Origin of the sequence: Shewanella oncorhynchi (assembly GCF_012584455.1) — a bacterium.
Classification (GTDB): domain Bacteria; phylum Pseudomonadota; class Gammaproteobacteria; order Enterobacterales; family Shewanellaceae; genus Shewanella; species Shewanella oncorhynchi.
Map to the genome: position 1 here is coordinate 1 of NZ_JABAEB010000001.1, position 13,314 is coordinate 13,314.

Annotated in this window: 12 protein-coding genes and 1 rRNA gene; 4 read left to right on the forward strand and 9 right to left on the reverse strand. The window is 45.7% G+C overall.

The features are described from left to right. The 3 genes from rrf to fusA all read left to right on the forward strand — a co-directional run. A 5S ribosomal RNA gene (gene rrf, locus HGO26_RS22535) occupies positions 1 to 77 on the forward strand; the annotation flags it as partial. Between the two features lie 697 nt (positions 78 to 774). Continuing rightward, complete coding sequence (locus HGO26_RS00005) at positions 775 to 2,229, forward strand: diguanylate cyclase (protein ID WP_168822464.1); 1,455 nt, start codon at positions 775 to 777, stop codon at positions 2,227 to 2,229. A gap of 440 nt (positions 2,230 to 2,669) precedes the next feature. Then, a complete protein-coding gene (gene fusA, locus HGO26_RS00010) occupies positions 2,670 to 4,763 on the forward strand; it encodes an elongation factor G (RefSeq protein ID WP_105251504.1) in 2,094 nt (697 codons plus the stop codon). Positions 4,764 to 4,915: 152 nt separating this feature from the next. On the opposite strand, the gene HGO26_RS00015 is transcribed toward fusA, so the two are convergent. Continuing rightward, positions 4,916 to 5,803, reverse strand: a complete 888-nt coding sequence (locus HGO26_RS00015; RefSeq protein ID WP_168822466.1) for a LysR family transcriptional regulator — start codon at positions 5,801 to 5,803, stop codon at positions 4,916 to 4,918. Between the two features lie 93 nt (positions 5,804 to 5,896). Between HGO26_RS00015 and HGO26_RS00020 the strand changes: the two genes are divergently transcribed. Further along, the gene (locus HGO26_RS00020; protein WP_081729124.1) at positions 5,897 to 6,049 is read left to right on the forward strand and encodes a hypothetical protein; all 153 of its coding nucleotides are present in this window, start codon (positions 5,897 to 5,899) and stop codon (positions 6,047 to 6,049) included. 268 nt (positions 6,050 to 6,317) lie between these two features. Here the strand turns inward: HGO26_RS00020 and napB are convergent, their stop codons facing one another. The 8 genes from napB to HGO26_RS00060 all read right to left on the reverse strand — a co-directional run bounded on the left by napB (position 6,318) and on the right by HGO26_RS00060 (position 13,220). Continuing rightward, a complete protein-coding gene (napB, locus tag HGO26_RS00025) occupies positions 6,318 to 6,749 on the reverse strand; it encodes a nitrate reductase cytochrome c-type subunit NapB (RefSeq protein ID WP_113939717.1) in 432 nt (143 codons plus the stop codon). Further along, positions 6,746 to 9,241: a nitrate reductase catalytic subunit NapA gene (napA, locus tag HGO26_RS00030; RefSeq protein WP_168822468.1), complete on the reverse strand. Its 2,496-nt coding sequence runs from the start codon at positions 9,239 to 9,241 to the stop codon at positions 6,746 to 6,748. Before napA ends, napB begins: the two co-directional genes overlap by 4 nt. Further along, the gene (locus HGO26_RS00035) at positions 9,238 to 9,507 is read right to left on the reverse strand and encodes a chaperone NapD (protein WP_168822470.1); all 270 of its coding nucleotides are present in this window, start codon (positions 9,505 to 9,507) and stop codon (positions 9,238 to 9,240) included. Before HGO26_RS00035 ends, napA begins: the two co-directional genes overlap by 4 nt. Before the next feature lie 253 nt (positions 9,508 to 9,760). Beyond that, positions 9,761 to 11,404, reverse strand: coding sequence for a DUF7305 domain-containing protein (locus tag HGO26_RS00040; RefSeq protein WP_168822472.1), 1,644 nt, complete (start codon positions 11,402 to 11,404; stop codon positions 9,761 to 9,763). An 18-nt stretch (positions 11,405 to 11,422) separates the two neighbouring features. Then, on the reverse strand, positions 11,423 to 11,992 hold the full coding sequence (locus HGO26_RS00045) for a PilW family protein (protein ID WP_168822474.1): 570 nt from the start codon (positions 11,990 to 11,992) through the stop codon (positions 11,423 to 11,425). A gap of 2 nt (positions 11,993 to 11,994) precedes the next feature. Further along, a complete protein-coding gene (locus tag HGO26_RS00050; RefSeq protein ID WP_168822476.1) occupies positions 11,995 to 12,405 on the reverse strand; it encodes a prepilin-type cleavage/methylation domain-containing protein in 411 nt (136 codons plus the stop codon). Next, positions 12,402 to 12,839 carry a GspH/FimT family pseudopilin gene (locus HGO26_RS00055; protein ID WP_168822478.1) on the reverse strand — a complete coding sequence of 146 codons (438 nt, stop codon included), beginning with the start codon at positions 12,837 to 12,839 and terminating at the stop codon, positions 12,402 to 12,404. The genes HGO26_RS00050 and HGO26_RS00055 overlap by 4 nt, the downstream gene beginning before the upstream one ends. Then, positions 12,840 to 13,220, reverse strand: coding sequence for a type IV pilin protein (locus HGO26_RS00060; protein ID WP_168822480.1), 381 nt, complete (start codon positions 13,218 to 13,220; stop codon positions 12,840 to 12,842). It lies immediately after the preceding gene. Positions 13,221 to 13,314 lie beyond the last annotated feature (94 nt).

Here is a 13,314-nt window from a genome sequence, read left to right on the forward strand (position 1 = left end):
CCGAACTCAGAAGTGAAACGCAAACGCGCCGATGGTAGTGTGGGGTCTCCCCATGTGAGAGTAGGTCATCGCCAAGCGCCTAATTATCTCATTGAGATGTAACGAAGCCAGCTGAATAAGCTGGCTTTTTTGCGTCCGCAATTTGTTAAATCCAGCCTAGTGTCTATTTAATTAGTCAGTTTTCCTCCTATTTTCTCTCGATAATCCCTTTTTTACCTTCCACGATACGAATAATTTGCACCATTTGGCTTTATATCAATTCTATTAATATCCGCGACAACTGTTCTATCAGATTCAGTTCCGGAGAATAAGGCTGCAGTTTTATCTCAGATTATAAAATCTTCTGCCATCTTTGTTTGATGCCACCCGCACAGTCCATCATGATCGCGGTATAGCGGCCAAAGAACGTAGCTGTAGAAGTTAAGGCTCCTATAAGCGCAGTTTGCAAAAGGCGCTATGATGGCTTTGGATGGCGAGTAAGGGTGGTTATTTAGGATAGCCCTGATGATGAAACAAGCGATAAATATTGGCTTTTTAAAATGTGATACCAAACTCAGACGGAGTGAATTTAGGACTGAGTGAACTTAGCAACGTTCTTTCCCATCAACTGATCACCTTATGAAGATAAGTTTTGCTGATGTACGAAGGCGTTAAGACACAATGGACAAACGAGCGTTTCGTATAAGCAATGATGGGAATTGGTATTGTGTGGTTTTCACGTATACACTTTTTTTACATTCCCCATCTAGCATCAGCTTTTAGGTTGACATTTCAATGGAATTGCGTGGCTTATTGAGGTTATTGTCGCTATTGCTGTGTATGCCATTACTGGTGAATGCTGATCGTTTCATGGTGTCTAGTGCTAAACTTGCGGATCAAGATGTTAGCGCCAAGTCTGCTGTGATAGTCCGTTATTGCGTTGATCCTGATTGGTTGCCCTATGAAGGAATACGAGAAGGTAAGCATCTGGGGATTTCATCGGACTATATTCGTCATGTTGAGTCACATTCTTCCCTTAAGTTTCAGCTAGTGCCGACATCTTCTTGGACCGAAACTTTATCTTTTTTGCAAAGTGGTCAGTGCGATTTAACCCCTATGTTGAATAAAACGCTAATACGCGAGACTTATCTGCACTTCAGTGATGTCTATTTCCGCTCACCCAATGTGCTCGTTTCACTTAAAGAACAGCCTTTTCTGCAAGGATTGGAGAATATCAATACGCGTATTTTAGCCGTGCCAAAAGGTTATCGTTTAGCGGAGTATATTCAGCATTATTATCCTCAGATAGAAATGCTTACTGTTGCCAGTGAACCTGCGGGATTGCAGTCGGTTCTGGATAAACGTGCAGATCTGTTTGTTGGGTCAATGTTTTCGGTTAACGCTTACATTCAACAAATGGGATTTGATCATTTAAAAATTGCGGGTTGGGGCGGGCCGGAAGATGAGTTACGGATGGGGGTCGCTTATGGTCAAGAGTCATTGTTACCTGTGATAAATAAAGCCTTAAACACTGTGAGTGAGCAAGAGCGGATCACGATTTATCAGAAGTGGAATAATGTGACTGTGATAGATGAGACTAACTATTCGCTTGTGTATCAAATTATCTGCGCGACGTGTCTGTTGCTCCTAATATTGGGGGCGAAAACTTACTTTATGAGTCAATATAATCGAAGATTAACCGATAAGAATAAACAGTTGGAAACTTTACGCGAACAGCTTGAAGCGTCAAATGCCGAACTCGAATTTTTATCTACCCACGACCCCTTAACTAAATTGTATAACCGACATTACTTTAATCGCTTTTTTATTAATAACGAGCAGCATGATAAATCTGCTGGGGCAGGCATGTGCCTTGTAATGATTGATATCGACTACTTTAAAGAGATTAATGACACGCTAGGGCATAACGTCGGTGATCGGATCCTTGAGCAAGTGTCACAGGTATTACAGCACTGTGTGCGTGATTCTGATGTGGTCGCACGTTGGGGGGGCGAAGAATTTGTGATCCTCTGCCAACAGTCATCATTGCCATTAGTTGAAAGCTTGTGTGTGCGGATTGCGCAGAGGATTAACAATTATCAATTTACTGACAATGTTCACTTAACTTGTAGTTTTGGTGTCGCTAAGCTCGCAGAAAACGAACCTATACAATTGTGTTTTGAGCGGGCAGATCGAGCCCTTTATCGTGCTAAAGCACAAGGGCGTAATCAAATGTGCATCGACACGTAAGGGTTTACTCAAGACTGATTTGTGGTTATTTGGCTAAAAGACTGCGATTGAAGTGAGTCGCGGATGTGATCTCTATTTTGAAGATAGGTATAACATGATTGTTCTAGCATCCATGCTTGCAGGTTAATGTTTGATGTTTGTACTGACGATATGATAGAAATCCCTTAAAAATCGTCTTATTCCATTAAAAGGAGGTTTATTTAACGGTTTTTATTGATTGAGTGAAAAATAAGCTAAAGTGTTTTACTTATCTGTTTTAGTTCGTGTTTATGGCTATTTACCTAAATTATTACGCGACTTTATCGTGAAAAAGTACTCTAGCCATTTGCGCCGAGCAGGGTTCCAATTTACAATATGCGCCTAAAATAATCTGATGTGCGGTGTGTCGGTGTTTGTCGCATACTCCGTCTACTTCTTAAACTACTCATTAAAGTTGAATCATGACCGAATTATCCAAATACAGAAACATTGGTATCTTCGCTCACGTTGACGCGGGTAAAACCACGACCACCGAGCGTATCCTTAAGCTAACCGGTAAAATCCATAAAATCGGTGAAGTTCACGATGGTGAATCTACCACTGACTTCATGGTACAGGAAGCTGAGCGCGGTATTACTATTCAGTCCGCTGCTGTAAGTTGCTTCTGGAAAGATCACCGTTTCAACGTTATCGACACCCCAGGACACGTTGACTTCACCGTTGAAGTTTATCGTTCTCTGAAAGTGCTTGATGGCGGTATCGGTGTATTCTGTGGTTCAGGCGGTGTTGAGCCTCAATCAGAAACTAACTGGCGCTATGCGAACGAATCTGAAGTTGCGCGTATTATCTTCGTAAACAAGTTAGACCGTATGGGTGCTGACTTCTTACGCGTTGTTAAGCAAACTAAAGACGTATTAGCTGCAACTCCACTGGTTATGGTTCTGCCAATCGGTGTTGAAGACGAATTCACTGGTGTTGTTGACCTATTAACTCGTAAAGCATACGTGTGGGATGACTCTGGTATTCCAGAAAACTTCGAAGTATTAGACGTTCCTGCTGATATGGTTGACATGGTTGAAGAATACCGTGAAATGCTGATCGAAACTGCAGTTGAACAGGACGATGCAGTGATGGAAGCGTACATGGAAGGCGAAGAGCCATCTATCGAAGACATCAAGCGTTGTATTCGTACTGGTACTCGCAAACTGGCATTCTTCCCAACATACTGTGGTTCTGCGTTCAAGAACAAAGGTATGCAACTGGTTCTTGATGCTGTTGTTGATTATTTACCAGCACCAGACGAAGTTGATCCACAACCATTGACTGACGAAGAAGGCAACGAAACTGGCGAATTCGCTATCGTTTCTGCTGATGAGCCATTAAAAGCGTTAGCGTTCAAAATCATGGATGACCGTTTCGGTGCCCTGACTTTCGTACGTATCTATTCAGGCCGTCTGAAGAAGGGTGATACCATCCTGAACAGCGCGACTGGCAAAACTGAACGTATCGGCCGTATGTGTGAAATGTACGCTGATGACCGTATTGAAATTGAATCAGCTCAAGCTGGCGATATTATCGCTATCGTGGGTATGAAGAACGTTCAAACTGGTCACACTTTATGTGACGTGAAACACCCTGTTACCTTAGAAGCTATGGTGTTCCCAGAGCCAGTTATCTCTATCGCAGTAGCGCCAAAAGATAAAGGCGGTTCTGAGAAAATGGGTATCGCTATCGGTAAGATGATCGCTGAAGATCCATCATTCCGCGTAGAAACTGACGAAGATTCAGGTGAAACCATCCTTAAAGGTATGGGCGAACTTCACTTAGATATCAAAGTAGACATTCTGAAGCGTACTTATGGCGTTGAATTGATCGTAGGTGAGCCACAAGTTGCTTACCGTGAAACCATTACTCAAATGGTTGAAGATCAATACACTCACAAGAAACAATCAGGTGGTTCTGGTCAATTCGGTAAGATCGAATATATCATCCGCCCAGGTGAGCCAAACACTGGTTTCGTGTTCAAATCTTCAGTAGTTGGTGGTAGCGTTCCGAAGGAATTCTGGCCAGCAGTTGAGAAAGGTTTCGCGAGCATGATGAACACAGGTACTATCGCTGGCTTCCCAGTGTTAGACGTTGAGTTCGAATTAACTGACGGTGCATTCCACGCAGTTGACTCATCAGCAATCGCGTTCGAAATCGCTGCTAAAGGCGCTTTCCGTCAGTCTATCGCTAAAGCTAAACCACAACTTCTTGAGCCAATCATGAAAGTTGACGTGTTCAGCCCAGATGACAACGTGGGTGATGTGATCGGTGACTTAAACCGTCGTCGCGGCATGATCAAAGACCAAGTTGCTGGTGTAACAGGTGTTCGCGTTAAAGCTGACGTACCGTTATCAGAAATGTTCGGTTATATCGGTACTTTACGTACAATGACTTCTGGTCGTGGTCAGTTCTCTATGGAGTTCTCACACTACAGCCAATGTCCAGCTAGCGTAGCTGAGAAAGTTGTTGCTCAAGTTAAAGAACGTAAGGCTGCTGAAGCTAAGAAGTAATTCTTAACTTACCTTAGCTAATAAAAACCGCTGTCGGCCCCTAGGCTCGCAGCGGTTTTTTTATGGGAGAGATCCAACTGTAATCACCCGCTACGGCTGACGAAGTTTCGTATCTCGTTGTTTAAAATAATATTAGTTCTCGCTTTATTTTCTCAGCCTTCAGTTTTTTGTTTACTCAATTCGAGCAAGGCCTTGGCTGCCGGTGTTAAAGGTAAACTTTGGCGCCAAATAAGCGCCAGATCCCATGTCATTGCGGGCTGCATAGGTTTAAAGACCAGTTTACTGGTGCTTAATCGATTGCAGATAGGCTCAGGTAAAATAGCGACGCCCATATCGGCTTCGACCATGGCGGCAAGGAAATCCCACTGACCGCTGCGAAAGGCAATATTGAGTTGAACACCTGCTTTGCGACTGAGGCGATTAATCAGTTTAGCAAGGGAGAAGTCTTCGTTGTAGAGGATAAAAGGATAGGGTTGGAAGTCCTGCCATTTTAAGTGGTCTTTCTCGGCTAAGGGATGTCCTTCAGGCAGGCATGCGAGTAAAGGGTACTTAGTCAGGGGTTGGTTGACGAGTTCTGTCTCATGGGTCGTGGGTAGCGCGGTAAAGGCGATATCGAGACTGTTATTGAGCAATGCTTGTTCGCAGCCGAATCCACCGTACTCATACATGTGTAGTTCAACCCCCGGATAACGCTTACGATAGCTAGTGAGCAAACCAATAATAAGACTGCTCATCATAGGACATACACCCAGTCGCAACCGCCCCGATTTGAGACCGCTAAGGTTACTCATGTCCTCCTGCAATCTATGCCATTGGCCGAGGATTTCCCGTGCACTGTGCTCAAAGAGCTGACCAGCTTGAGTTAACTCAACCTTTTGGTTATTCCGGATCAGCAAGGTTTCACCAAGGCTTTCTTCAAGTCTCTGGATTATTTTGCTTAGTGTCGGCTGGGTGATAAAACATTTCTGCGCGGCGCGGGTAAAGTTTTCAGTTTCCACTAAGGTCAGAAAACACTGTAAGGTCTTGATTGGGATGTTCATGCTCAAATGGAATCCATATTATGGAATTTATTCATTTTACTAATGATAGCCTAAGTATTACTTTGACCTTGTTAACAAAACAGGGGAATACCGATGAAATCAAGTTCAAGTCTGTGGGTAGGTGCTTTGTGGCAGGCGGCTATGCCTGTGGCAAAAGATGTGCAAAACGCTAAAGCGGCGCAAGTAACTAAAACGGCTCCAGCGGGTGATTTGCATAAAGCAAAACAACAAGTAAACCCAGCCTAGGCTGGGTTTTTACTTTTCTGTGTTTTAGATTCTGCTCTTATTTTCATTTCCCTCTATTCTCACTTTGCCTTTTTAACTTCTGCTCAATCCCTTCCTTGGTGAAAGTACTGTTCAGCAACGGACGCTGAACCAGCGATAGACGTTTAGTCTTATATTTACTTGAATACTTATTACTGGCTCTAAGCTAACTCATTAGGATTGGATGCTTAAATAGCAAAAAAGCCACCCTAATCAATTCGAGTGGCTTGGCTTTGCAGGGGATGGAGATTTACTTGCCGGAGAACTGATTCTCGACGAGTGGTTGCTTGTTTTCGGCCTGAGCGACATGGCATTGAGTACAGGCATAGTTATGCCCGTTCACTGTGCCTTTATCATCAATCACGTGGGACTTAGCTACTGGCGTGGCTTTCATGCGTTTTGCCTTGTCCCAACTATGGCAGCTTAAACAGCCATTTTTATCTAAGGTGATCTTGTAATCGTCCTTATGTGGGATGAGCGGGGGTTGTTCGCTAAAACTGCGCTCAATGGCGGTGCCGCGACTAGGATAAATCGCCATGGCATCGGCTGGGCGAATGTCGGTGATCGCCATGTTTCCTGCGAGGGATTGAATATTAACTGGTGCTACGTTGGTGTCGGTTTGCTGACCTGAACAGCCGGTAATGGCGACGAGTAACGCAGTTAAGGTGAGTATTTTTCTCATTGGTTATTCTCCGCCTTGAAGACTTTCACTGGGCATTTTTTAAAGTCAGTTTCTTTTGACAGGGGATCGGTTGCATCCAATATCAGTTTGTTGACTAACTGGCGCGCATCGAAGAAAGGCATAAATACTACGCCGCGTGGCGGTTTGTTACGGCCTTTGGTTTCAACTCGGGTTTTCACTTCACCGCGCGGTGAGGCCACTATGACTTCGTCACCACGTTGTACGCCGCGAGCTTTCGCATCTTCTGGATGCATGAAAATTTGCGCGTCGGGGTAGGCACGGTAAAGCTCTGGTACGCGGGCTGTCATCGAGCCTGTGTGCCAATGCTCCAGCACGCGGCCAGTCGACATCCATAAATCGTATTCTTCATTCGGCTCTTCGGCGGCGGGCTCATAGGGCAGGGCGAAAATCACCGCTTTGCCATCTGGCTTGCCATAGAATTTAAAGCCTTCACCCGCTTTGACATAAGGATCGCTCCCCTCAACGAAACGACGCAGAGTTTCTTTGCCATTAACGACTGGCCAGCGTAGGCCGCGGGTTTCATGGTAACGGTCAAAGTCGGCTAAATCATGGCCATGGCCACGACCGAAAGCTGCATATTCTTCGAAAATACCTTTTTGCAGGTAGAAACCGAAGTGTTCGCTCTCATCGTTTAATTCGGCTTTGCAATCGGAAGTTGGGAACTTGTCGATCACGCCATTGGCAAATAACACTTCATATAAGGTTTTATCCGCGTATTCCGGTTGTTTGGCTATCAGTTCGGCTGGCCAGACTTCGGAGACTTTGAATCGTTTCGAAAATTCGACTAGTTGCCACAGATCTGAGGTTGCGCCTTCTGGAGCTTTTACTTGTTGATGCCACATATGAGTACGGCGCTCGGCGTTGCCGTAAGCTCCTTCTTTCTCGACCCACATTGCCGTTGGCAAAATTAAATCTGCCGCCATGGCTGTGATGGTTGGGTAGGGATCTGAAACTACGATAAAGTTTTCTGGATTACGGAAACCTGGATAGATTTCATCGTTGATGTTGGGGCCTGCCTGCATATTATTGGTACACATTGTCCAGTAGCAGTTGAGCTTGCCATCTTTGAGCATACGGCTCTGGAGTACGGCATGGTAGCCAGGTTTGGCGGGAATGGTCCCTTCTGGCACTTGCCATAGCTTTTCGGTAATGGCGCGGTGCTTGTCGTTAGTGACTTCCATATCGGCGGGTAAACGGTGGGCGAAAGTACCGACTTCACGTGCAGTACCGCAAGCCGAAGGTTGACCTGTTAATGAGAAAGGACTGTTACCCGGTGTGGCAATTTTGCCCGTGAGCAAATGGATGTTGTAAAGCATGTTGTTCGCCCACACGCCGCGAACGTGTTGGTTAATGCCCATGGTCCACAGACTCATGACTTTAACGTTAGGGTCGGCATAGGCTTTGGCTAAAATCTCCAGCTTCTCTGGCTCGACGCCACTCATCTTGGCGGCATATTCCAGCGTATAAGTGCTGACAAACTTGGCATACTCGTCAAAGCTAATGGGCGTGGATTTACCATTGCCTGGATTTTTGGCTTTTTTCTCTAATGGATGTTCTGGACGCAGGCCATAGCCGATATCATCTACCCCAAGGGCAAACTTAGTGTGTTTGGTAACAAAGTCGGTATTAACGGCTTTATTTTCAATAATGTAATTGGCGATATAGTTGAGGATCACTAAGTCCGACTGTGGGCGGAACACCATAGGGTTATCGGCCAAATCGAAGCTGCGATTCTCAAAGGTTGACAGCACATGCACTCGGCACGTTGGACTGCTTAAACGTCTATCGGATATTCGTGCCCACAGAATTGGGTGCATCTCCGCCATGTTTGCGCCCCAGAGCACAAACTGATCGGCGGCTTCTAAATCGTCATAACAACCCATGGGTTCATCGATACCGAAGGTGCGCATAAAGCCGCCTACGGCTGAGGCCATGCAGTGGCGCGCATTAGGATCTATATTGTTGGTAAGGAAGCCTGCTTTATGAAGTTTAGAGGCGGCATAACCTTCCCAAATAGTCCATTGGCCGGAGCCAAACATACCCACTGACGTCGGACCTTTGGTGGTGAGACTGTGTTTCCATTTCGCCGCCATAGTATCGAAGGCCACATCCCAGCTGACTGGGGTGAATTCACCTTCTTTATGATATTTGCCGTCTTTCATCCGCAGCAATGGCGTGGTTAATCTGTCCTTGCCGTACATGATTTTTGATAGGAAATAACCTTTAATACAGTTAAGGCCACGGTTGACAGGACTTTCAGGATCCCCCTTAGTGGCGACCACTTTGCCCGCTTGGGTGCCCACTAATACGCTACACCCCACACCGCAGAAACGGCAGGGAGCTTTATCCCACTTGATACTGTCAGCTTGTTCGGCGGCTTCGACCATCTTAATGGGAAGTGTGACGCCAACGGCCGTTGCAGCGGCAACCGCTGCGTTGGCCTTGAGAAACTCGCGGCGGCTTATGCTCATAATATTTCCTCACTCTCTTGTACTAAGGGTTCTACTTGGTGGTAAATCAAGCTGGCAGATAACACGCCGGACAGGGCATTGATGGCTTCAATATTGTCAAGAATCGCTCTTTGGCTACTCCCTTCTAGGGTGACAACCAATTTTCCTTCGGGTGTAATTGCATGAATATCGGTACCCACTAATGCGAGGATATTGGCTTCAACCTGCTGTAAGGCTTTAGGCGTGGCATGCACCACAAGGCTGGTGACGTGGTATTCCTGACTCATATGGGATGACCTGTAGTAGCGTAAACTCGGTTACTTAAGATTAAAAAGGAGGGTAACCGAGTGCTGATACTGGCGAGTCTAGACCTGATAAAAAATGTGGGTATACCTCACAAGAGGTATTGAAAGCGATAGTCGATCCGGATCAAAGTTTTGCGAGTGATCTAACTCCCAGTTTGATATTTAAGCTTTGAGATTATTGTAGATGAGAGGCTTTGTACTTGGCCGTATATGGGATACGGCCAATGGAGCAGGATTATAAGTATTGCCAACCTTTAAGCACTATCGCAGGCGGAATAGCATTTTCACTGCCCAAATCGGCTTCGCCTAGGGCATTGTCATAATGGATCTTGCCATTGCCCGTGGCGGTGATGGATTTACCTCTTACTGAGCCGAAGATTTCGGGACCACCGGGCAGATTGACTTTGGATTTAGGCGCATAAAGCGCGGCGTAAATCGGTACGCTTCCACTGACAGTCACATCTTTATTTGAACCCGAATAAATCGCTAACGGCGGTTTATTGCTGCTGGTTAGGGTTTGGCTTTTAATGCTATTACCGTTATTGGTGCCTGCCGTAAAGGAAATCTCACCATTCACAAATAGCGTTAGGCTTGAGCCTGGGGCGATATTTAGTTGGTTTGCGCCACTCATTTTAAAGTCACCATTGATTATCAGTGTGACATCCCCACCGCTGATGTTTAATACACCATCGCTACTCATGACTAAACTGTCGAGATTAAATACTGGGGTTTCAGAACCGAAGATATTCTCTGAACTTGAGGACAGGGCCGGAAACGCATTACTGTTACCTGAACTCGCAGTCGAGCCCGTTGGGGAAATGGTTACATTCTGGGTTGATGCAATTGTTCTTACGCCATTGTTGGGCATTTTAAACCCTCCCATTACGGCACCAATATCTAATGGATCACAGGACTTAGTGGGAACGGGAGATACATTGGGTGCTAGATTCACCGTTTGGCCAATGCTGCTATTTTGATGAAAGGTGCCATCGCCGCCATATTGAAGTGTCCCATTCACTTTGGCACCGGGAGCTGTTGATGCATTCTGATTGGCTTGCACTGAGCCTTCAACAGTCCCACTGTTCTTTAGCTCAAAATTATGACCTGCTGCGATATTTCCCCCGACAGTTCCTGTGCCTACGATGACATCTTTATTGCTTTGAATATTCCCCATTAAGGAAGATGAGCCTGTTAACGTAACATTTCCCGTCGCACTGACATCGCCGTAAATCGGTGAATTGCCCGACAGCGTCACATCAGCATTTGGTTCAACCGTTGTCACATTGCCTTTACCATGCTTATTGAGTTGGCTGCTGCCTTGAGCATTGTTGAAGCTATCGCCGTAGGCGCCTTTACGTGAGTCGTAACCATCGATTGTGCTACTGCCGGTAAGATTGAGGCTCTCGCAGGAAACGATGGCATCGTTAAAAATATTATTTCCCTTTGCGCCCTTTAGGGCAAAGAGAGCATTGAGTTTCGCTTGACCTTCTAAGTGTTGTCCAGTGCTGTTGACGCTGAGTTCGGCGCTCAGGGTCACGGCTTTTGTTAACGCATAGGCACTGCCGTCGATGCTGCCTGAGGCACTCTTTGGCAGGCTGTCATTTAAAGAGGCTGCCGTGCTTTGGGGCACTTTAATTAAAGTCGCTTTGAGGGTGTTATAGCTTTCATACATGCCTTGTTCGGCGGTGAGTTGTGCATTGACTTGCTTATGGAAGTTCCCGCTCAGCCGCTCTTGTACTAAGTTATCTCGCAGTGATGTCACGACCAACAAACTGGCTAATAGGCTGAAGACTAAGACGATAAGTAACACTGCCCCCTTTTGCTTATTGATACTGCCGCGAAGTGGCGAAGCGTAAGCAAATGAACGTTCCGTGTGCATGTCTGTGCTTCCTCGTGCCTATGGCACTTGTTGTGAATTAATGGCTTGTTGCCAAAGAGGTTTACGCAGTGCGATCTGTAAGCTAATACCCTGATCATATTGGGTCGGTAAAGCTAAGGGTTTCAAATTAATACTGACGAGTTCACCAGTTTGAGAGAAGTGAGCCGCTTCTAGCCCAGTGAGAAGCGTTTGTGCGCCATCACCATCGTCGCAGGATAAGTTAGGTGCTAAAAAGCTAAAGGTTTCGGTGTAATCAGCGGTTTTACTTTGGCCTAAACAGCTAATACTCGGTTGGCTTGCGGAGGCATGCGTGCTTAGGACGAGTTCGTTAGCCGATACAAGGGCGACATTATCCGCCTGTTTGATGCTTTTACTGAGTGTTAGCGTGGCGTACCTTAAGGCGTCAGCGGCATTTTCTAGACGTTTACTTTCCTCAACAGTAGTCTTAAGTGGCGCAAAGAAATTGATCACAGCGATCATGATGATTAGCCCTAATACCATGGCAATCATCAGTTCGGATAAGCTAAACCCCGTTTGTCTTGAGGTGAGTTTAATGTGTCTCCGTTGAGTGCGATGAGCTGAAATCACAGTTAAACCTTACACAGATGCGGAAAGCTGGCGTTAAGACTGACGCTATTATTGGTATCGACTCGACCATCTTGCCAAGTCACAGTAATTGCCATGTTGTCTTGATAAGTGGCGGGTAATACTAAGTCAAAGCCTGCGGGGAAATCTTGGCTTAAACTGGCTCTAAAATTGATATCTTCGAAGCGTGCGGGTTGCTTTTGCACTTCGCATAACCTTGGCCAAATCTGTTCAATGACATTTTGCGCTTGCACTGTGGCAACTGTGTATTGAAAGCTATTGGTGGCGTGTTGTAGCGATGATAACTGTGCTTTCGCCAGTGCAAGCAATGAGGTGACTGATACCACGAGTGAGACTAAAACTTCTGTCATGGTAAAGCCAAGGTGCGTTTTACCTATGTGATTGAAGGCTTTCATGCACAATCCTCACTTTGAAGTTGACTTTGGCCGCTCGGTAAAATGCATAAATTCATGTTTTCACCTTGACTGTTCGCCAATGAAATACTGGTTTTGGCGGTATTGCCTGTGGCACTGATGCTGATGCTAGTCAGTCCTGTTACATCAATTCCATGTGTCGGAGGCGTAAATACCTTCAATTCGTTATCGTCGCTATCTTTAATGACCCAAAGACCCGTTTCTGTTGCCGTGAGAGTAATTAAAGTACTGCGTTTTACCGCTTCACTGCGGGCAAATTTATAGCTAGAGGCCAATTCATTCGCAGCGGCTGTTAGCTGTTCACGTGCCATAACGTCGCGGTACGAAGGGAGGGCTAAGCTGCCTAAAATACCGATAATCGCGACGGTAACCATAAGCTCAACTAAGGTAAATCCTTGATTCCACGTGCTCGACATTTAATTTGTCCAACAATTGGCAGCGGGAGTTCGAACACCTTTCTGATTAATGCTTAAGGTGCCACAGCTATCCGATTGGCGGCTGGTTGGGACTGCCGAGAGGGAGAAACTTAACTTGTCGTCCGCCGGTGTGTAGCTAAAGGTGTAATAAGGACTGTTGGTTAAGGTTTGCGCAGTAGGATACTTACCTTGACGGGAATAATTGCGCTCTAGTGCTTGCACGCTCGTCATCAGATATTGCTGGGCATCGAAACGACGACCTTGCTTTAGGTATTCGGAAAAAGAAGGGATAGCGATAGCAGCGAGAATGCCAATAACTGCAACGACGATCATGAGTTCAATTAAGGTAAAACCTTTCTCTATGCGGATGATAGAACTCATTCACAACTCCATTTGTGTCGGTTGATGCGCATTGCAGTCACTCATAAACGTGAGAGTTAAACTGTTATTTGTACGTTATGACAGCGTTGTCATT

Bases quoted from the DNA above. Each gene is read 5' to 3' on its own strand.
- HGO26_RS00005 (WP_168822464.1), top strand. From the start codon at position 775: ATGGAATTGCGTGGCTTATTGAGGTTATTGTCGCTATTGCTGTGTATG.
- fusA (WP_105251504.1), top strand. From the start codon at position 2,670: ATGACCGAATTATCCAAATACAGAAACATTGGTATCTTCGCTCACGTT.
- HGO26_RS00015 (WP_168822466.1), bottom strand. From the start codon at position 5,803: ATGAACATCCCAATCAAGACCTTACAGTGTTTTCTGACCTTAGTGGAA.
- HGO26_RS00020 (WP_081729124.1), top strand. From the start codon at position 5,897: ATGAAATCAAGTTCAAGTCTGTGGGTAGGTGCTTTGTGGCAGGCGGCT.
- napB (WP_113939717.1), bottom strand. From the start codon at position 6,749: ATGAGAAAAATACTCACCTTAACTGCGTTACTCGTCGCCATTACCGGC.
- napA (WP_168822468.1), bottom strand. From the start codon at position 9,241: ATGAGCATAAGCCGCCGCGAGTTTCTCAAGGCCAACGCAGCGGTTGCC.
- HGO26_RS00035 (WP_168822470.1), bottom strand. From the start codon at position 9,507: ATGAGTCAGGAATACCACGTCACCAGCCTTGTGGTGCATGCCACGCCT.
- HGO26_RS00040 (WP_168822472.1), bottom strand. From the start codon at position 11,404: ATGCACACGGAACGTTCATTTGCTTACGCTTCGCCACTTCGCGGCAGT.
- HGO26_RS00050 (WP_168822476.1), bottom strand. From the start codon at position 12,405: ATGAAAGCCTTCAATCACATAGGTAAAACGCACCTTGGCTTTACCATG.
- HGO26_RS00055 (WP_168822478.1), bottom strand. From the start codon at position 12,839: ATGTCGAGCACGTGGAATCAAGGATTTACCTTAGTTGAGCTTATGGTT.
- HGO26_RS00060 (WP_168822480.1), bottom strand. From the start codon at position 13,220: ATGAGTTCTATCATCCGCATAGAGAAAGGTTTTACCTTAATTGAACTC.